This window comes from Rhodomicrobium sp. R_RK_3 (assembly GCF_002198715.1).
Lineage (GTDB): Bacteria > Pseudomonadota > Alphaproteobacteria > Rhizobiales > Rhodomicrobiaceae > R-RK-3.
The window spans coordinates 40,254-59,480 of sequence record NZ_MWLK01000031.1 but is presented as its reverse complement, the minus strand read 5'-3'; the positions used below and the strand labels follow the sequence as shown (position 1 = coordinate 59,480).

Genomic DNA, 19,227 nt, shown 5'->3' with positions numbered 1-19,227 from the left:
GCGCCGCAAGCGGGACGAGGTCGGCGGACAGGCTGGCTGAGATGCGCTGGGCGCGTTCTAGATGCGGAATCGAGTGAATGCAATCGAGGATTGCGGAAGAGGGCGAAGCCGTCCACCGCTCAGATGCCGGCGGACGCTCGCGCGCCGAGCGCGCCGCCGATTTTTCCGCGCATCCGGCCGAACCATCCCGGCGGCGAGCGGCGGCGCCAGGCATCGGCAATGTGGTCGCAGAGCGCGTCGATGCCGTCGAATTCGAAGCAGGTCCGCGCCGGGCGGGCGAGATCGCGCGCGGTCTCGGCGAGAAAATCGGCGCGGTCTTTGGCGGACAGGTAGCGCTGGCCGAAATCTTCGGTCAGGCCGAGGATGTCGCCCCGGGTCTCGGGCGGCAGCGCATAGACGCCGTGATTGTCAAAACCATGCCAAAGCTCCGGGGCGTCGCGCTTCAATTGCGCGTAGAATTTGTAGAAGCGGTAAGCGTCGTCCATGGCGTAATGGCCGAGGCGCACGGTCTGCCGCTTCAGGATCTCGATATCGAGCGGTCCGATCGAGGCATTCACCACGCCGATGGTGGCGCGCGGCATGGCCATCGCCGGATCGAGGATTTGCAGGAATGACGGAATCAGCCGGTCCCGCTCCCGGTCGAACAGCCGGACCTCCAGCGCGCCCGCGCCGAAAACCGCCGCCCAGCGGTCGAGAAAGGCGGCGTAATCCATCCGCTCACGGTGGAAAACCAGGAAATCGGCGAAAGGCGCGTAGAAACCCCATTTCACCGTCTCGCCATGGAGCGAGCGCAGCCAGCCGGGAAGGGTGCGCACATAGACGATGATCTTGACGTCATAGCCGGCGAACAGTGCGCCGATCCGGGCAAAGCGCTCTGGCGCGGTGCCGTAGCAGAAATGCTCGCTGGAAATGACGATGTGTTCGCGGTTGTCGCACTGGAAGAACCGGCCGATCTGGCCGTCGCGCCGCTGCTCGTCTTCCGTCCGCGTCTCGCCCACAAAGCCGAAGCCGGCATATTGGGCGACCGGGATGTGCTCGTATTTCTGCCGGCCGATCCTGGGGTAGAGGAAGCCGGTCTGGCGGCGGATCATCCGCGCATTCTCGGCAAGGTAACGTTGGATGGCGCTGGTGCCGGTCTTGTCGAAGCCGATATGGAGGCAGGCTTTTCTTATCATTGCGGGCCGTTCGCGAGAGCGTCGCCGGATCGTCGATTGTACCGAGACCCTAATGCACAGCCTTCGCGCGAGGCAAAAGACTTTTCGAAGTTTTCCCATGGCGGGCTCGTTGTTCGCGCCGTGTCCAGGACAGATGACGCGCGCGCCGCGGCGCGGTAAATATGGGTTGCAGACAATAAGACCAACCTGCCTCCAGGAGCCCCGCGCCTTGTTCACCAAAATCCTGATCGCCAATCGCGGCGAGATCGCCTGCCGCGTCATCAAGACGGCGCGCAAAATGGGCATCAAGACGGTCGCGGTCTATTCCGATGCCGATATCGACGCGCTGCATAAGGAGATGGCGGACGAGGCGGTGCATATCGGGCCGGCGCCCGCCGCGCAGTCCTATCTGCTGATCGACAAGGTGATCGCTGCGGCCAAGGAGACCGGCGCGGAGGCGGTGCATCCGGGCTATGGCTTCCTGTCGGAGAACCCCGCTTTCGCCGAGGCGCTGGCGGCAGCGGGCATCGCCTTCATCGGCCCCAATATCGAAGCCATCCGCGCCATGGGCGACAAGATCGAATCAAAGAAATTCGCCGCCAAGGCCAAGGTCAGCACGGTGCCGGGCGATCTCGGTGTCATCAAGGACGCGGCCGACGCGGTGAAGATCGCCGACAAGATCGGCTATCCGGTGATGATCAAGGCCTCGGCCGGCGGTGGCGGCAAGGGCATGCGCATCGCCCGCAGCGCGTCGGAGGTCGAGCAGGGGTTCAATTCGTCCAAGTCGGAAGCCAAGTCGAGCTTCGGCGACGACCGCGTCTTCATCGAGAAGTTCATCGAGAATCCGCGCCATATCGAGATCCAGGTGCTCGGCGACAAGCATGGCTCGGTGGTGCATCTGTTCGAGCGTGAATGCTCGATCCAGCGCCGCAATCAGAAGGTGATCGAGGAAGCGCCGAGCCCGTTTCTCGACGCCGCCACCCGCGAGGCGATGGGCGCGCAGGCCGTCGCCCTTGCCCAGGCGGTGAATTACGAGAGCGCCGGGACGGTGGAGTTCATCGTCGACCAGGACCGCAATTTCTACTTCCTCGAAATGAACACCCGGCTACAGGTCGAGCATCCCGTCACCGAGCTGATCACCGGCGTCGATCTCGTCGAGCAGATGATCCGGGTGGCGGCGGGCGAGCCGCTGCCGTTCAACCAAAGCCAGCTCGGCATCACCGGCTGGGCCCTGGAGTCCCGCGTCTATGCCGAGGACCCGGTGCGCAATTTCCTGCCCTCGATCGGGCGTCTGGTGCGCTACCGCCCGCCCGCCGAGGGCACGCAAGGCGGCCTCACCGTGCGTAACGACACCGGCGTCTATGAGGGCGGCGAGATCTCGATCTATTACGACCCGATGATCGCCAAGCTGGTCACGCACGGGCCGACGCGCGATGCCGCGATCGGCGAGATGTCCCGCGCGCTGGATGCGTTCTATATCGACGGCATCCGCCACAACATCCCGTTTCTGTCGGCGATCATGCAGCATCCGCGCTGGCGCTCCGGCGCGCTCTCGACCGGTTTCATCGCCGAGGAATTCCCCGACGGTTTTGCCCCGCGCGGGCCGGAGGGGGCGGAGCTCGAAACGCTCGCCTGCGTCGCCGCCGCCATCGACCACCTCTCCAATGAACGCCGCCGCCGGATTTCCGGCCAGATGCAGGGCGATCCGGTGCGCTTCACCGATCTCCGCGTCGTCGAACTCGGCAAAGAGCGGGTGGCGCTGCGCGTGTCGGGCACGCTCGGCGAGCCGGTCACGGTGAGTTTTGGCGCGGGAAACGGCTCGGCGCGGAGCGTGACCGCCGTCTCGGATTGGTGGCCGGGCGATCCGGTCTGGCACGGCACGCTCGGCGGCGATGCCATCTCCGTGCAGGTGCGGCCGATTCTGAACGGCGTCGAGCTCACCTATGCCGGCATCGTCGTCCCGGTCCGCGTCTACACGGAGCGCGAGGCGGAACTGGCCGCGCTGATGCCGGAGAAGAAGCTTGCCGATACGTCGAAGACGCTGCGCTGCCCGATGCCGGGTCTGGTGCGCGCCATCGACGTGATCGTCGGCCAGGAGGTGAAGGTCGGCGAGACGCTCTGCACCGTCGAGGCGATGAAGATGGAAAACATTCTGCGCGCCGAACGCGACGCCACGGTGAAGAGCATCAAGGCGAAGCCGGGGGATAGCCTCGCGGTCGATGCGGTGATCATGGAGTTTGTCTGAGGCACCGCCCGTCATCCAATGTTGGGGTTGAACCAGCGGCGAAGCGCGTCCTCCAGCCCGGCGGTGCTGTTTCCGTCGCCGGCCCAGGCAACGCAGGCATCGGGACGGATCAGCATTGACGGTCCGGTCGCAGCGTTGACGCAGCGGATCCTCGGCGTGGCGGCCGCGACGATCCTGGCGGCCTCCCCCTCGCGCGAGGCATCGATCAGAACGCCCATGCCATCCTGCATGACATCGTAGAGCGAGACGCCCGTATTGCCCTGGCCGAGCGGCCTGTCGCCGATCAGCCGACCGACCTCGTCGCGCTCCGAGCCGAGGTCGTAGCGGGTGGAAAGGCCGCTCATCATCTCGCCGAAGAAGCGGTTGACGTTGTCGAATTGCATGAGGCTCGCCACGATATCGCGCATCGCGCCAGCTTGCGGATCGGGACGCATGATGGCGAGTTGGGCGCGGGTATTGGCGAGAACGGCTTCGGCGACCGGCCGCCGCTCGCTCGTATAGCTGTCGAGCAGGCTTTCTGGCATCTCGCCGCGAATGATGGCGGCGAGCTTCCAGCCCAGATTGGCGGCGTCCGCGAGGCCGAGATTGAGGCCCTGGCCGCCGAACGGCGAATGAACATGCGCGGCATCGCCGGCAAGCAGCACCCTGCCTTGGCGATAGGTGTCGGCCAGCCGCGTGTTGTCCGTCCATCGGCTTCCGCTGTGAAGCGCCGTCACCCGGCTCTCCGTGCCGGTGATGCGCCGGAGCACGGCCTCGATTTCCTCGCGCGTGACCGGAGCTAGCGGGTCCGCCGGCGGGCCGCTGAAGTCCAGCATGAACAGCCGGCCGGGAAACGGCCCGTAGGACAGCATGCCGCCCGATGTGCGGCGCCAGCCGGCGGCGAGCCGGGGTTCCGTATCGTCGAACTCGACGATGGCCTGGTACATTGTCGTGGTGGGGGGCGTGCCAGGGAACGCGATGCCCGCCATCTTGCGGGTCGTGCTGCGCCCTCCGTCGCAGGCGACCAGGTAGGAGCAGCGGATACGGCCTTCACCGACCGGAGACGTCCATTCCACCTCGACGCCATCCGCTCGCTGGACAAAGCGTGTGACGTCGCACGCGCGGCGCAGCTCGATGCCGAGATCGTGCGCCCGGTCGGCCAGCATGGCTTCAACGGCCTGCTGATCCATCAGGCGAACGCGCCGTTCCGGGTCTTGCTGGGCGTCCTTGCGGATAAGCGGCAGTCCGGCGAAATGGCCGCTGAAATTCGAGCCTCCCGCGCGGATGTCCGGGCCGTTTCGCTCCGTGGAGGCCCGGATCGCCGCGACGCTGCGCGCCTCAGCCTCGGCCATGGCCGCATTCATCCCGCGACGCTGCAAGGCTTCCCTGCCGAGAGGCCCGATCCCCAACGCCTTCATGGCCGTGCTCGGTTCGGCGAGACGCTCCAGCACAAGTACGCTGGCCCCGCCCAGGACCAGCTCTATAGCGGTCAGGAGGCCGACCGGCCCAGCGCCCACAATGACAACATCAACCGTATCCATGTACTGAATCCTAATATGTACTCAGTACATAAACTCTGCTATGAAGGGCGCTATGTCAATGCCCCCCGACCGCCGATCCCGTAAGCGCCTTGCGACGCGGCAAGCCATCTCCGATGCCGCCACGCGCCTCTTCCTCGAGCGGGGGTTCGATCAGGTGACGGTGGATGAGATCGCGGCGGCCGCCGATGTCGGCCGGATGACGGTGTTCAATCACTTTCCCCGCAAGGAGGATATGTTCTTCGACCGCGACGCGGAGGGCCGCGAGATCCTGCGCGAGGCCTTGCGGCAGCGGCAAGCCGGCATCGCGCCAGTCGAGGCGTTACGCCTGCTCGCCCACCGGCTCGTCGCGGAGCGGAGCCCCGTCCTGCGGTTTTTTGCCGGGAGCCGGGCCTATATCGAGACGATCGAGGCCAGCGAAACCCTCAAGGCCCGGGCGAGGGCGATCCAGGGCGAACTCGTGCAAGCCGTAACCGCAGCGCTGGCCGAAAGCGCGGGGCGGGAACCCGGCGATCCCGACGCGCATCTGGCCGCCGGTCTGCTCCTGGCGACCTGGACCGTGGCTTTCATCCAGGGTCACCGGACTTATCGGGAGTGCCGAGACTCGGAGGCGGCGCAAGCGGCCTTTCTCGCTCTCGTCGATAAGGGAACCATCGGCGTGAAAGCCGCCATGGCAGATACGCCCTACGCCTGAGCGATTGTGGGGATGGTCCTCATCCGAGCCGAACTAATAAATCGACGCCTGCAAAAACTTGAACGGCTCGGCCGGCTGAAATTTCTCGGCGACCTCGCCGGAGAAGACTTCGCCATTCTGGATCGTCAGCTTCTGCACCGGCGAGCCGGGCAGCAGGTTGAGTCTCTCGATCGACACCCAGAAAGTGTTCGGGCGCGTAGCGGAGTCGAAATAATAGATGAGGTTCTTCTGGTCCGACACCGTGCGCCAGATGGTCGAGGCAATGTTGGGCTGGTTCGGCGTGGTGATGCCGAGCGGCACGCTGACGGAGCGGGTGAGGCTGAGCACGCTCGCCACCGCCTGGAAGGCGAAGGATTGCTGCGGCACGCCGGCGATAAAACTCTTGTCGGCCTGCTTCGGCAGCAAGGGCAGGTAGAACGAGGTCCGCGCAAACCGGTCCGCCGCGCGGCTGGTGCCGGGCAGGAAGGCCGTGCCGCCGACCGACTCCCAATAGCTGTTGAGGGCGAGCTGCTGGTCGTAGGTCGGCGAGTTCGTCATCACCGTAAATTGCTTGCCGTGATGGATGACCAGCTTGCCGGCGACATATTCGAAGATGGCGCTGTCGCCGGTGCCGTCTGAGATGGCGAGGTGCAGCGCCGAGGCTGAACCGTTCGGCAGGGCCGGGGCCAGCATGTTGAAGGGCTCGGCCTTGAGCGCCGTGACCGCCTCGTCGACGCTGGCGAAATTGTCGAGCACATATTGCGGCCAGGCGACGATGGAGAGATTGGGCTTTGCCGCATCGGCCTTGCCGTACTCGGACTCGACCAGATAGAGCAGATTGGCGACGAGGCCCTTCTCGTTCATGCCGTCGGCGCTGCCCGCCTCATAGCCCGAGGTGACGACGCTGCCATATTTGGCTGTCCATTTGATGGAATTCGGCCCGGCCGCGCCGTCGCGCGCGATCCCCGCCGGAAACGCCCAGAGATTGGACGACATGTCCTCCATCCAGTCCAGCGTCCGCCCGGTGATGACGGTGCCGTCCGAGCCGGTATAGAGCGCGCGGGTGCAGGCGTTGGCCGGGTCGGCGAGGGCGAAGAGGCCGAGAAGCGGGGCGGCGATGGCGGCGAGTTTCGAGGCGTTGATCTTCATGATGTCGCTCCGGTGATCCGGCCAACGCTGGGCCGCCAAACAGCCATGCCCGCGCTGGCAGTCCGCGCAGGCAGGGATCAACGGATAGACCTAATTGGAGGGAGTATCCACTATTGCGGAAGCTATCATCTATCGTTGCAAATCATTTCTGCAAAGCAAATATAAAATACTAGCGCCCCGATTAATAAATACAGCGCGAATTGCAGCATCTGCTGTGATTAAGAGAATGCAGTCGGGACTGGAGCCCCGCCTACAACTGCCGCTGCCCCTCCGCCGGTTCATCATGTACCTTCTCCCTCGGCACGGTGCGCTTCGGCGCCTTCTCCTTCATCGCCTCCAGCGCCTCGAATGACCGCTCCAGCCCGGCGCGGGTTTCCGGCTTGAGGCTCGCCAGCAACTGGTCGCGCCATTTCTCGCCCAGCGCCTTGGCGTCGGCCTCGAATTGCGCTTCGACCTCGGGGCTGCGGTCGGGGAAGAGCTTGTTCTTCTCGGCGTCGGTCTTGAAGCGCTCCAGAGCGTCCAGATCCTGCCCGGTGAACGACGTCGCCGAGCGCACCACCTCATGCAGCATCCCGAAGGACTTGGAAAACACCGGCGACAACACCAGCAGATGCAGCTTGGCGAGCTGGTCCTCGGTGAGCGAGGCGGCCAGGATCGAGGGGCCGGCCGCCAGCACGATCGACTTCTGCAAATTGTAGAAGAACTCGAATTGCTCGACATTCTCGCGCACGCCCTCGCGCTCGGATTCGGGGACTAGCGACTTGGTCGCCTGCACCTCCTTGGCGAAGCGGGAGAGGTCGGCGACCATGTCGTCGAGCCGCGAGACACGCAGCAGATCGGTCATCACCGCCTGCGCCTTGGCGATCTTGGCGGGCGAGGGCGTAGGAGCGTTCGGCTGCGTGAGCGGGTTGTTCTCCATGTCGAATGTCAGCTCCTTCATCCACACCGACAGCGCGTAATAGCTGCGCACCTCCTCATAGGAGTAGTTGGTGAAGAGACGCGAGGCGGCATAGACGGTGTTGAACACCTTGCGCATCGCCGGCATGTCGAGCAGTTCGCGCATGGCCTTGATCTCGGGGCCGGTCAGATATTTGGCCTGCAGCCCGGCGATATCGCCGACGATCTCGTCGCGCCTCGCCTCGAGCACCGGGGCAAGCTCGTCGCTGGCGCGCAGCGAATAGTCGAGGAAGGTCGCCATTTTCGCGAGCTGGTCGGCAAATTCGGGCTCGGGCGCCGGGCGTCCGGGGATGCCGTTGACGAGTTCGTCGCGCATCAGGGGCAGGTAGACCTCGCGCACGGAGCGGCGCAAATCGGCGTAAACTTCCGGCAGCCGCGACGGGATCAGCGCTTCGTTGATGAGCCCGGCAATGACGCGCTGCTTCTCGGCGAAGCTTTCCTGCGCCTGGGCGGCGAGGGGGACGAGGCTGCCGGCCGTGAGCGCCAGGGCGAGGAATGCGGCTTTCAAGCGTGGCATCGGCATTCTCCTTTTCGACGGCGGCGATCGCTTGTTAGCGCAATTCGGCCCGGCGGGACAGTCGGTCACGCAAAGAGCTGAATTAAGACCACGGCGCGCGGTTCCCTCCCGAACTATCGCCGAATGGGGTTTCCACTAGGTGAGCAGCTTTGGTCTGGCGCATAATCGCCGCCATGATCGGAAATTTCACCATCGCCGCGGCCGCTATGTCCGCTGCCATCATCGCCGGAGGGTTTTGCGTGAGCGCCAGTCCTAAGGAGCAGATCGCATACAAGGTCGACGGCCAGTTCGTCGGCAAGAAGCCGGGCAAGGCGGCGAAGGATTTGAGCGGCGTCGCCTGCATGCCGCCCCGCGCCGACGGCAGCCGCGTGTGCCTGTTCGTCAATGACGAGAGCGGCCGGGCGCAATTCGCGACGCTGAAGGGCAAGACCATCACGCCCGGCCCGGTGCTCGAGCTGATCGGCGATGAGGCGCATGAGGGATTTTTGGGTGTCCGGCCGGAGCTGGAGGGTGCCGAAGACGCCGAATTCGGCGAATTCGACGGCGAGGGGGTGGCCTATGCCGCGCCCTATTTCTACATCGCCGGCTCGCACGGCCGCGCCCGCAAGAGCGGCGATTTCGCGCTGTCGTCCTTCCTGGTGGGGCGCGTCAAGGTGGATGATGACGGACGCCCGGTCGATGCGGACGGCAAGATTTTGCCGGAGGCGCGATGGCCCGAGGCGGTGGAGCTGACCTACCGGCTGTCCGATCTCCTGCGCCAAGCCGAGCCGGTCGCGCCGTTTTTCGGCAAGCTGCTGGACGCGGAGGAGAACGGGTTGAATGTCGAAGGGGTCGCCGTCGACGGCAAGCGGCTGCTCGCGGGTCTGCGCGCGCCATCGCTCGACGGCAAAGCCTATCTCGTCGGCGCCGATCTGGCGGCGCTGTTCGCGCCGGGCCACGCGCCCGCCGAAGGCACGCCCGAGGTGACGCCGCTCTCGCTCGGCGAAAGCATGGGAATTCGCGACCTTGCGCAACTGCCGGACGGCCGCCTCGTCGTGCTCGCCGGACCGGCGCAGGAGCAGCCATTGCCGTTCAAGGTGTTCGTTGCCGGGCCGACCGGCACGCTGATCCCGATCGGCGAACTGGATGCGGTCGAGGATGAGGACGGCGATCCGGCCAAGGCCGAGGCGATGACCGTGCTCGGCGCGGATGGCGGGACGCTCCGCCTGCTGGTGCTGTTCGACGGCCTGAAAAACGGCGCCCCGGTGGAGCTGCGCTTTCCGCTGCCGCAGCGATAGAAACCTATCCGTCGGCCCGGCTCACCGCTGCGCGGTGTCCGGGATGACGGCTGAGCGCTACCCCTGCGCCGCGCCGATATTGGCGCGGGCGGCAAGCTCGCGCAGCTTTTCGAGGCAGAAGGGCAGGTCGCTCCAATAGGGCGGCGCGAGTTCGTAGATGAAGATAGGGTCGCTGGGGAAGGCAAGGCGGGACATCAGTTCGTCCCATGGGATGGAGCCGAGGCCGAAGGGCAAATGCAGATCGCCGATGCCATAGGCCAGACGCTCGGCGCGGTGGGGGAAGAATGCCCCGAGCTTGCCGAAAGAATCATGTACGTGCAAATGCTTGGCAAATGGCGCCAGCGCCGCCGCCTCGGTCACGAAATCGGCGCCGCGCCGCGTGCTCTCCAGGTACCCGTGCGAAAAATCGAGGCAGGCGCGGATCGCCGGATGGCCGATCTTGGCGATCTCGGCGGCAAGCTCCGACGGTAGCAGCGGCTCCAGGCCGGGCCGCGAGGCGAACAGATTCTCGACCGCGATGGTAATGCCGCGCGCCTGCGCCTCATCGGCGATATCGGCGAGGGCGTCGCGCTGGCGGGCGAGCGCGTCCGCCGGGCTGTCGCCGTCCGCCTCGGCAAAGCGGCCGGAATGGGCGACGAGATGCGCGCCGCCGAGTTCCGCGGTGACGTCGAGATGCGCCTTCAGCACCTGCCGGTGCATGGCTTCCATCGCGCCGCGCTCCATCAGGTCGAGGCCGAGCGGGCCATGCATTGTATAGCCGAACGGGCGGCCGCCGGTGAGCGCCTTGACCGCGCGCAATCGCTCCGGCAGCACGCGGCCATTGGCGACGACATCGGTGGCATAGAGCGGGATCTCGACATAATCGACGCCGTAACGCTCCGCCTCCTCGAGCGCGGGACCGAGTTTTTCCAGCGCGTAATCATCCACATTCGGCAGTGAGTAACCGATGCTGTAATGGCGCGCTGGCATGTCCGGCCTCGTTGGTTTTGCGTCCGTCCGCCGTCAGAAACCGCGCACGAGATTGCCGAGCAGCAGCACCAGATAGGCGATGATCGCCACCCAGAACATGCTGACCGGGATGTAGTTCGACACGACGGTCACGAACTGGCCGACAATGGCCAGAATGGCCAACAGGATCGAGACGAACAGAGTCATTGTGGTCGGCGGCGTAAGTCGCATGCGGTGATCCCCCTGATTTCGATTCGCCGGGCCGCTCCCCTTTTCCCGGCGATGATGCGGGGGATCATACCGCCAGCGCCGGCATCATGGAAGGAGAAGGATCGCGAGCGATCCCAATGCGTTGCCGGCAATGCGCGGCCGAATCACCGCTGCGCGTCGGCCCGCGCGGAGGGGTCGATCCACCATGTGTCGATCTGGTAGCCATAGAGCGGCGTTGCGTCCGGGTGATGCAGCACGGACCAATAGGCCACCCATTGCGCCGGCAGCCGGAACAGCGGCACGGCATAGTCGCCGCTCATCAGCACGCGGTCGAGGGCGCGCACGGCGGAGACGAAATCCTCGCGGTCGGTGGCGGCGAGCATGGCCGCGATCATGGCGTCCGCGGCGGGGCTTTTCACGCCGGGATAGTTGAAGCTGCCATCGGTGTCGGCCGATTGCGAGGACCAGCGGAACAATTGCTCATTGCCGGGCGACAGCGACGCGCCCCAGCCGTTCTGGATGACGTCGAAATCGAAATTGGTCTTGCGGCTCTGGTACTGCGCCGAGTCGATCTGGCGGATGCTGATCTCGATGCCCGCCTTGCGCAGGTTCTCGGCATAGGTGAGGAACAGCCGCTCCTGGTCGCGCGTCGCCGCCAGCGTCTCGAAGCTGAAGGGCTGGCCGGTCGCCTTGTTCGCCATCTTGCCGGCGGCGTTCAGCTCATAGCCGGCGGCCTTCAGGAGTTGCAGCGCCTTGCGCAGATTGTCCCGGTCGCGACCCGAGCCGTCGGTGACGGGCTGGGTGAGCGTGCCCTCCATCGCCTCGGGGGTGACGGCATCGGGGAAGGGCGCCAGCAATTCGCGCTCGCGGGCATTGGCGGGGCGGCCATGCGAGGAGAGTTCCGAGCCGTCGAAATAGCTCTGAATGCGGGTGTAGAGCCCGTGATAGAGGTTCTTGTTCTGCCACTCGAAATCGAACAGCAGGATCAGCGCCTCGCGCACACGGCGGTCGGCGAAGAGCGGGCGGCGCGTGTTGAAGGCGAGGCCCGACATGCCCGACGGCGTGCCGGTGTGGAAATCCTGCTTGACGACGCGGCCGTCGAGCACGGCGGGGAAATCATATTCGCGCGCCCAGCGGCCCGGATCGCCTTCGCCGTTGATGAGGAACAGGCCCTTCTTGAACGCCTCGAACTTGGAATTGGCGTCGCGGTAGAACTCGTAGCGGATCTCGTCGAAATTGTAGCTGCCGCGATTGACCGGCAGGTCGCGGCCCCAATAGTTCGGGTCGCGCTTCAGCACCAGGCTGGAGCCGGGATTGACCGAGGTCGCCAGATACGGCCCGCTGCCGACCGGCAGGGCAAAGCTTGTCGCCTCGAAGCGGTCCGGATCGATCAGGTGCTTCGGCAGCACCGGCATCAGCCCCATGATCAGCGGCATTTCGCGGTCGCCGCCATCCTTGAAGCTCAGCTTGACGCCGCGCTCGCCGACGCGCTCGATCGTGCCGACCTTCGAATAGAAGCTGCGATGGTTGGGGCGGCCCTTTTCGCGCAGCAATTCGAGCGAGAAAATTACATCGTCGACGGTGACCGGCTGGCCGTCGGAAAAGCGCGCCTCGGGGCGCAGGGTAAAGGTGACCGAGGAACGGTCGTCCGGCACGTCGATGCTCTCGGCCAGCAAACCGTAGAGCGTGAACGGCTCGTCCTGCGAGCGGGCCATCAGGCTCTCGAAGACGTATTCGCGCATTCCCGGCGCAGTATTTCCCTTGACGATGAAAGGGTTGAGATTATCGAACGAACCTAGAACGCCAAATGTCGCCCGCCCCGATTTCGGCGCATTCGGGTTGACATAATCGAACTGGGTAAAATTGGAGGGATATTTCGGCTCGCCGTGCATGGCGATGCCGTGGCGCGGCTCGGCGGCGGCGCAGATCGGGGAAATCAGGAACGCAAGGGCGGCGATCGTCCATCGGATCGCCCGGGCGGATGCGGTCTTCATGGCTCTCGTACTTGTTCGGTTGAAGCCGGTCGCGCTAATGCCAACCGCATAGCACATTTTCTCGGTGTGAAAACTGTCTTACTGATGCCCCTTTGCTCTCGCCTTCCTTTGCGAGCGTGCTATGAAAGGCCGTCCAGGGCGGGGGCATTCCGCTGGTCGATCGCTCACAACGGAGTTGTGGAGCAGGACCGTTCCAAGGCAAACCTGTCATGGGATTGCCTTATTTGAATGGTTCCACGCCGGGTAGAGATCGCCAAGCCGAGGGTTTTGGGGAGCGCGGAAGCGAATGAATTCCGTAATGACCTGCCGGGGGTTTGGAAACTGTCAGACTTCGAAAGACAACTTACGCCCGCATGCGAAGTGAAAGGTCAAACGATTATGTATGCAGAGAGAGTTAAAGAAAAAAGGGGAGTCGCCGCGCGCGCTGGTCTTTTGACCTTGGCGCTGGCGCTCGTTGCGGGCTTTGCGATATCGCCCGCCGTGGCTCAGGACAAGAAGGCACCGGCCGCCAAGCCGGCCGCTGCCGCCGCTCCCGCGGGCAAGGAAGCGCCTGCCGGCGAGGCGCAGAGCGCCTGGGTCAAGCTTTGCGAAAAGGCTCCCAACCTCACCGATCCGAAGAAAGAGCTGAATGTCTGCCTGACGCATCATGAGCGCCTGGACGGCAACACCGGCATGGTCCTCGTCTCCGCCGCCATCCGCGAAGTGGAAGGCCAGGATAAGAAGGCCCTCATGGTCATGGTGCCGCTCGGCATGGCGCTGCCGCCGGGCGTGCAGGTGAAGGTCGACGAGAACGAGCCGGTGAAGCTGCAATTCACGCTCTGCCATGCCGCCGGCTGCACCGCCGAAGGCGAGGCAAGCGCCAAGATCATCGACGAGATGAACAAGGGCAAGCAGGTCGTGGTCGCCGCGATCAACCTCGCCGGCAAGGCCATCGGCTTCCCCGTCCCGCTCACCGGCTTCGACAAGGCCTATGCCGGCAAGCCGGTCGACAATGAGAAGTACAAGGAAGCCCGCAAGCGCCTGATGGTCGCCATCTACAAGCGCCAGAAGGAACTCGCCGACAAGGCGAAGGAAGACGGCGCGAAGCAGCCGGAAACCAAAAAGCAGTAAAACCTTTTCGTTTGACGGATTTGGGCCGGTTGCCGAAAGGTGGCCGGCCTTTGTCGTTTTGGCGTATGTTCCGCAATGACCGGCCCCGGGCTGAAAGGTTGGAACCGAATTCGGGGTAAGGACGATGACATGACTGGGTAGAGCCAAAGGCTCTAGAAGGAGGAAACAAGAATGGCCGAGCTGGATCTCGTCTTCTACCATGCGCCGCGCAGCCGTGCCGGCGTCGTCTTGTGGATGCTTGAAGAACTCGCCGTCCCCTACCGCATGGAGTTGCTGAACATCAAGACCGGCGAGCAGAAATCGCCCGGCTATCTCGCGGTCAATCCGATGGGCAAGGTCCCCGCCATCAATCATGGCGGCACGGTGGTCACCGAATGCGCCGCCATCTGCTGCTATCTCGCCGACGCCTTTCCCGAAGCGGGCCTCGCCCCGGCCATCGGCGACCCCAGGCGCGGCGCCTATCTGCGCTGGCTGTTCTTCGGGCCGGGCTGCATCGAGCCGGCCATGACCGACAGGGCCTACAAGCGCGATCCGGCGCCCGCCAGCAGCGTCGGCTATGGCGATTTCGACACCGTCATGGATACGGTCAGCGGCGCCCTTTCGCGCGGCCCCTATCTGCTGGGCGACCGGTTCAGCGCCGCCGACATTTCGATGGGCTCGACCCTGCGCTACGGCATGATGTTCGGCATCATCCCCAAGCGCCCGGAATTTACGGCCTATGCCGAGCGCCTTGAAGCGCGGCCCGCATTGCAGCGCATCAACGCCCGCGACGAGGAATTGGCCGCGGCGCAGGCCGCCTAGCGGGGGCGGTGGGTGGGGGCCGTAGGGCCTACCGCAAACCGCAGCCGAGTCCCCTCTCCCACGGGGAGAGGGCTAGGGTGAGGGGGTAATCCCTATCCGTAGGTCAGGGCGTCGCCACACGGATAGGCATTCCCCCCTCACCCGGCGCGCGGACGCGCGCCACCCTTTCCCCATGAAGACCTTTGCAAAACTTCGATTCCTTCGCCCCGGCCGTTAGAGCCGGGGCCCANCCCACTCGCCTCTCCACTTGCCGCAGCAATAGCGGAAATATGATTGGGTCCCGGCTCGGCCTGACGGCCGTCCGGGACGACGGGAGAGGACCGTCGATACGCAAATGTCTCCCATGGGAGAGGGAAAACTGCGGCGGTTTGGAAGGCCGGGCAATGCCTCGCGACAACCGCCCTATGCCGCGATCGTCGCGAGCAGTGCCCTGAGTGCGTCGGGGAGCGGCGTCGGGCGGCGTGAGGCGCGCTCGACATAGACGTGGATGAAATGCCCCTCGGCGGCGGCGTCGTCCTCCGCGCCCCGGAACAGGCCGACCTCGTAGCGCACCGAACTCTTCCCCATATGCGCGACCCGGAGGCCCGCCGTGACCGTATCCGGGAAGGCCAGCGGCTTGGCATAGCGGCAGCCGGTTTCGACCACCAGCCCGATGACGGGGCTGGTCTCCAGGTCGAGGAAACCGCCCTCGATCAGGAAGCGGTTCACCACCGTGTCGAAGAAGGAATAATAGACGACATTGTTGAGGTGGCCGTAAAGGTCGTTGTCCATCCAGCGCGTGGTGATCGGCAGCAAAAGCCGGTAATCGCCGCGCCGGCCGAAGGGTTTGCGGGACGCTGCATCGCTCATCTGCCGGTCGGCCTTTCCACGCGCAATCGCCTGCCGATGGTGACGATGGCGACCACCGCGAGCGCGAAGCCCGCATGGCGAAGGCCGACATCCTCCCCGAGCAGCGCCATCGAGCCGGCCAGCGTCACGAAGGGCTGCAGGAGCTGAAGTTGCCCGGTTTTGGCGACACCGGCAAGCGCCAGCCCGCGGTTCCAGAAGAAGAAGCCGATATATTGGCTGACCAGCGCGACATAGAGGAAGGCGAGCCAGGCGCTCAGCGGGGCGTGCCAATTGATCGGTCCGGTGAGCAGCCAGGTACACAGGATCAGCCCCGGCAGCCCGAAGACCAGGGCCCAGGAAATCACCTGCCAGCCGCCGAGGTCCCGGGTCAGGATGCCGCTCTGGGCATACCCGATAGCGGCGAAGATCACCGAGCCGACCAGCAGCAGATCGGCATGTTCCAGCGTGAAGCCATGCGCCTCGATGATGGCGAAGGCCAGCACCAGCAGCGACCCGGCGACGCCCGCCAGCCAGAAGCCCAGTGAGGGGCGTTCGCCCGCCATCACGGCGCCGGCCATGGCGGTCGCCAGCGGCAGGATGGCGAGGATGACGGCGCCATGGGCCGAGCTGGCATATTCCATCGCGGCGGTGGCGAAGATCGGGAAGCCGAAGGCGACGCAGCCGCTGACGATGGCGAGCCCGCGCCAATATTTGCGCGGCGGCAGCTTCTGCCGCGTGACGATCAGCACGACCGCCGCCAGAAGCGCCGCTAGAATCGCCCTGCCGATGCCGACAAAATAGCGGTCGAAGCCGGCAAGTGCGATATGGGTCATCGGCAGCGTCAGGCCGAAGGCCACGACGCCCACCAATCCGGACAGCAATCCGCTGAGTTCGGAAGGCGCGCGCGCGACGGCCGCGCCGCGCTCCGGGGGGTCAACGTGACGCTGCATATTCTCTCCAAAAATGCCTATAAATGCGCGGCAAAGCCCGTTAGCTAAAAAGAAGTTGGGCATTTTTTGCCAGCACTTTTTTGCCAAATCACTTAGGGTGTGTGTATGTCGATATGGGGCAAACTCGCAGGTGCGGCCGCCGGGCTCGCCGTTGGTGGACCGCTGGGCGCCGTATTGGGCGGCCTTGCCGGTCATCTCGTCGTCGATTGGGACTCGGAGCCCGCGGCGCCGGACAAGCAGCTCGCGTTTACCATTGGCGTGATCGGACTTGGCGCGAAAATGGCCAAGGTCGACGGCCATGTCACCAAGGACGAAGTGCACGCCTTTAAAGAGGTTTTCCGGGTTCCCGAGAGCGAGCGCAAGAATGTGGCGCGCGTCTTCGACCTTGCCAAGCAGGACGTGGCGGGTTTCGAATCCTACGCCAAGCAGCTCGCCCGCCTGTTCCATGACGATCCGGAAATGCTTCACAATATTCTGGAGGGCCTGTTCTATATCGCCGAGGCCGACCGGGTGTTGCAGCCGACCGAGCGCGACTATCTGGCGACCGTCGCGCACCATTTCGGCATCGGCGATGACGAGTTCCGCGCCATCCTGGCGCGCCACTATGCCGCCGAGCGCGACAGCCCCTACCGGGTGCTCGGCGTCGAGCCGGCGATCTCGGATGAGGATCTGCATCGCCATTACCGCAAGCTGATGGTACAGAACCATCCCGACAAGCTGATGGCGCGCGGCCTGCCGCAGGAGATGATCGACATCGCCAACAAGAAGATCGCGGCGATGAACGAGGCCTATGACGAAATCCGCAAGGCCCGCCTGGTCGGGGCGCGGGTCTAGCCGGGCACGAACATCTTGATCCCGCGCGCGGCGCTCCCATTATGTCAAGCGCGCGGGGCCTTCGCGGCGCCAGCATGACAGGATCTTCATCCGGAGAGAGTGCGATGGATCTGGATACGGCGCTTGAGGCGAGCTGGCGCCCGGCCGCGAATTTCGAGCCGCGCCGGGCCGGGATGCGGCCGACCATCCTGCTCCTGCATTATACCGGCATGGCGTCGGCCGAGCGGGCGCTCTACTGGCTCACCGCGCCGGAATCGCGCGTCTCCTGCCATTACCTCATCGACGAGGATGGCCGCATCACCCAGATGGTGCGTGAGGATATGCGCGCCTGGCACGCCGGCGAATCCTATTGGGCGGGCGAGACCGACATCAACTCCGCCTCGATCGGCATCGAGATCCACAATCCCGGCCATGCCGGCGCTTATCCGGATTTTCCCGAAGTGCAGATGCGCGCCGTCGAGGCGCTATCGCGCGACATCATCACCCGGCACCAGATCGCGCCGCCTCTGGTGCTCGCCCATTCCGACATCGCCCCGCGCCGCAAGGCCGATCCCGGCGAGAAATTCGACTGGGCGCGGCTGGCGCGGGCTGGCGTCGGCCATTGGGTCGAGCCGGCCCCCATCGAGGGCGACGCCGGCCTCGGGCTCGGCGATGCCTCGCCCGAGGTGGAGCGCATGCAGCGCCAGCTCGCCGCCTATGGCTACGGGGTTCCGGTCAGCGGCGCCTTCTGCGCCGATACCGAGATCGTGGTCGCCGCCTTCCAGCGCCATTTCCGCCCCGCCCGCATCGACGGCCGCGCCGACCGCTCCACCATCGCGACACTGGATCGCTTGATCGGCGCGCTCGCGGTTTAGGCCTGCCGCAAGGCCCGATACGGCGATTTGCGGGCCATGCCGGGGGGCAAGCTGTGGCTTGCCGGTTCAAACCGGGGCGCGGCTGCCAAGACTTGGCGGCTGCGGCGGAAAATGGCTTGATGAGGCCGCAAACCCCGCTAGTGTAGCCAGCGTCCAGAACAGAAAGAGCGGGGACGAGGCTTGATGCTGAAGCAGACTTTCACCCTATGCGCGGTGATCGCGGGTCTCTGGCCGCTTCATGCTCAGGCGGACAAGATCAAGAACCCCATCGCCGTGTTCGCCGCCCTGGACAAGGTCACGGCCCAGATCTCGCCGCTGGAGGTGCCGATCGACCGGTCCGGCAAGTTCGGGGCGCTGACCATCACGCCGCGCGTCTGCTACACGCGGCCCTCGACCGAGCAGCCGCTCACCTCCGCCTTCGTCGAAGTGGACGAGACCCAGCTCGACAACAGCAAGAAGCGGATTTTTACGGGTTGGATGTTCGCCGAAAGCCCTGGGCTTCACGGCGTCGAGCATCCCGGCTTCGATGTCTGGCTGACCAGTTGCAAGACGCCGGAAGGCGACAAGCCGCGCGGCAATCCGTGGAAGCCGGAGTGAATCTGCAGGGCCGGGCCGAGCAGCTTGTGAAATTCGGGGCGTGAGATTTCGCGGGCGCCGAACTGGCGCAGGTGCTCGGTGACGAATTGCGTGTCGAGCAAGGTGAAGCCGCCATATTTCAACCGGGCGACGAGATAGACCAGCGCCACCTTGCTGGCGTCGCGCTCGGTCGAAAACATCGATTCGCCGAAAAACGCCCCGCCCAGATGCACGCCGTAAAGGCCGCCCACCAGCCGGCCGTCGAGCCAGGCTTCGATGGTGTGGCAATAGCCCATTTTGAACAGCTCGCCGTAAAGCTCGGCGATGCGCTTGTTGATCCAGGTGGTGCGGCGGCCGGCGCGCGAGGCGGCGCAGCCCTGGATGACGCCGGCAAAATCGCTGTCGACACGGATTTCGAACTTTTCCTGCCGGATGGTGCGGGCGAGGCGTTTCGGCACCCGCACCTGATCCAGCGGCAAAATCCCGCGCTCTTCCGGTTCGATCCAGTAGAGCGTGGGGTCGTTGGCGCTCTCGGCCATCGGGAAAATGCCGCAGCCATAGGCCTTCAGCAGCACCTGCGGCGTGATGTCGATGGTGAGATTAGCGGGTGATCCCATGCTCGGCTGGTATCCG

At 65.1% G+C, this 19,227-nt stretch carries 17 protein-coding genes and 1 pseudogene; 8 read left to right on the top strand and 10 right to left on the bottom strand.

The genetic code is table 11. The features are described 5' to 3' along the window. Positions 1-119 precede the first annotated feature (119 nt). Positions 120-1,175 carry a hypothetical protein gene (locus BLEFHOIH_RS18060; RefSeq protein WP_088347419.1) on the bottom strand — a complete coding sequence of 352 codons (1,056 nt, stop codon included), beginning with the start codon at positions 1,173-1,175 and terminating at the stop codon, positions 120-122. Between the two features lie 208 nt (positions 1,176-1,383). Between BLEFHOIH_RS18060 and BLEFHOIH_RS18055 the strand changes: the two genes are divergently transcribed. Continuing rightward, positions 1,384-3,399: an acetyl/propionyl/methylcrotonyl-CoA carboxylase subunit alpha gene (locus BLEFHOIH_RS18055; protein ID WP_088347418.1), complete on the top strand. Its 2,016-nt coding sequence runs from the start codon at positions 1,384-1,386 to the stop codon at positions 3,397-3,399. 11 nt (positions 3,400-3,410) lie between these two features. Here BLEFHOIH_RS18055 and BLEFHOIH_RS18050 read toward each other — a convergent pair whose 3' ends face one another. Then, entirely contained in the window at positions 3,411-4,919 is a 1,509-nt protein-coding gene (locus BLEFHOIH_RS18050) for an FAD-dependent oxidoreductase (protein ID WP_125461778.1), read from the bottom strand. A gap of 52 nt (positions 4,920-4,971) precedes the next feature. Here BLEFHOIH_RS18050 and BLEFHOIH_RS18045 point away from each other — a divergent pair, with 52 nt between their 5' ends. Continuing rightward, positions 4,972-5,610: a TetR/AcrR family transcriptional regulator gene (locus BLEFHOIH_RS18045; RefSeq protein ID WP_088347526.1), complete on the top strand. Its 639-nt coding sequence runs from the start codon at positions 4,972-4,974 to the stop codon at positions 5,608-5,610. Positions 5,611-5,643: 33 nt separating this feature from the next. On the opposite strand, the gene BLEFHOIH_RS18040 is transcribed toward BLEFHOIH_RS18045, so the two are convergent. Both BLEFHOIH_RS18040 and BLEFHOIH_RS18035 read right to left on the bottom strand, forming a co-directional pair. Beyond that, positions 5,644-6,738, bottom strand: coding sequence for a linear amide C-N hydrolase (locus BLEFHOIH_RS18040; protein WP_088347417.1), 1,095 nt, complete (start codon positions 6,736-6,738; stop codon positions 5,644-5,646). A gap of 250 nt (positions 6,739-6,988) precedes the next feature. Further along, positions 6,989-8,212 (bottom strand): hypothetical protein, encoded by a 1,224-nt coding sequence (locus BLEFHOIH_RS18035; RefSeq protein ID WP_125461777.1) that lies wholly within the window; start codon positions 8,210-8,212, stop codon positions 6,989-6,991. A gap of 239 nt (positions 8,213-8,451) precedes the next feature. Between BLEFHOIH_RS18035 and BLEFHOIH_RS18030 the strand changes: the two genes are divergently transcribed. After that, positions 8,452-9,489: a DUF3616 domain-containing protein gene (locus tag BLEFHOIH_RS18030; RefSeq protein ID WP_245297085.1), complete on the top strand. Its 1,038-nt coding sequence runs from the start codon at positions 8,452-8,454 to the stop codon at positions 9,487-9,489. A gap of 57 nt (positions 9,490-9,546) precedes the next feature. Here the strand turns inward: BLEFHOIH_RS18030 and BLEFHOIH_RS18025 are convergent, their stop codons facing one another. The 3 genes from BLEFHOIH_RS18025 to BLEFHOIH_RS18020 all read right to left on the bottom strand — a co-directional run bounded on the left by BLEFHOIH_RS18025 (position 9,547) and on the right by BLEFHOIH_RS18020 (position 12,641). Then, a complete protein-coding gene (locus BLEFHOIH_RS18025; protein WP_088347415.1) occupies positions 9,547-10,458 on the bottom strand; it encodes a sugar phosphate isomerase/epimerase family protein in 912 nt (303 codons plus the stop codon). A 33-nt stretch (positions 10,459-10,491) separates the two neighbouring features. Next, complete coding sequence (locus tag BLEFHOIH_RS26820) at positions 10,492-10,668, bottom strand: hypothetical protein (RefSeq protein WP_170937242.1); 177 nt, start codon at positions 10,666-10,668, stop codon at positions 10,492-10,494. A 143-nt stretch (positions 10,669-10,811) separates the two neighbouring features. Next, positions 10,812-12,641 (bottom strand): extracellular solute-binding protein, encoded by a 1,830-nt coding sequence (locus tag BLEFHOIH_RS18020; RefSeq protein WP_245297084.1) that lies wholly within the window; start codon positions 12,639-12,641, stop codon positions 10,812-10,814. 480 nt (positions 12,642-13,121) lie between these two features. Between BLEFHOIH_RS18020 and BLEFHOIH_RS18015 the strand changes: the two genes are divergently transcribed. Then, positions 13,122-13,751 (top strand): invasion associated locus B family protein, encoded by a 630-nt coding sequence (locus BLEFHOIH_RS18015; protein ID WP_245297083.1) that lies wholly within the window; start codon positions 13,122-13,124, stop codon positions 13,749-13,751. A 171-nt stretch (positions 13,752-13,922) separates the two neighbouring features. Further along, a complete protein-coding gene (locus BLEFHOIH_RS18010; protein ID WP_088347413.1) occupies positions 13,923-14,552 on the top strand; it encodes a glutathione S-transferase family protein in 630 nt (209 codons plus the stop codon). A 402-nt stretch (positions 14,553-14,954) separates the two neighbouring features. Here BLEFHOIH_RS18010 and BLEFHOIH_RS18005 read toward each other — a convergent pair whose 3' ends face one another. Further along, positions 14,955-15,401, bottom strand: a complete 447-nt coding sequence (locus BLEFHOIH_RS18005; RefSeq protein WP_088347412.1) for a thioesterase family protein — start codon at positions 15,399-15,401, stop codon at positions 14,955-14,957. Further along, positions 15,398-16,330: a DMT family transporter gene (locus tag BLEFHOIH_RS18000; RefSeq protein WP_088347411.1), complete on the bottom strand. Its 933-nt coding sequence runs from the start codon at positions 16,328-16,330 to the stop codon at positions 15,398-15,400. The genes BLEFHOIH_RS18005 and BLEFHOIH_RS18000 overlap by 4 nt, the downstream gene beginning before the upstream one ends. A 105-nt stretch (positions 16,331-16,435) precedes the next feature. Here BLEFHOIH_RS18000 and BLEFHOIH_RS17995 point away from each other — a divergent pair, with 105 nt between their 5' ends. The 3 genes and pseudogenes from BLEFHOIH_RS17995 to BLEFHOIH_RS17985 form a co-directional block, all read left to right on the top strand. Beyond that, complete coding sequence (locus BLEFHOIH_RS17995; protein ID WP_088347410.1) at positions 16,436-17,164, top strand: TerB family tellurite resistance protein; 729 nt, start codon at positions 16,436-16,438, stop codon at positions 17,162-17,164. Between the two features lie 104 nt (positions 17,165-17,268). Next, positions 17,269-18,018 (top strand): N-acetylmuramoyl-L-alanine amidase, encoded by a 750-nt coding sequence (locus BLEFHOIH_RS17990; protein ID WP_088347409.1) that lies wholly within the window; start codon positions 17,269-17,271, stop codon positions 18,016-18,018. 183 nt (positions 18,019-18,201) lie between these two features. Continuing rightward, a pseudogene (locus tag BLEFHOIH_RS17985) lies at positions 18,202-18,567 on the top strand (DUF2155 domain-containing protein); the annotation flags it as partial. Here the strand turns inward: BLEFHOIH_RS17985 and aat are convergent. Continuing rightward, positions 18,519-19,211 carry a leucyl/phenylalanyl-tRNA--protein transferase gene (gene aat / locus BLEFHOIH_RS17980; RefSeq protein WP_088347407.1) on the bottom strand — a complete coding sequence of 231 codons (693 nt, stop codon included), beginning with the start codon at positions 19,209-19,211 and terminating at the stop codon, positions 18,519-18,521. The pseudogene BLEFHOIH_RS17985 and the gene aat overlap by 49 nt on opposite strands. Positions 19,212-19,227 lie beyond the last annotated feature (16 nt).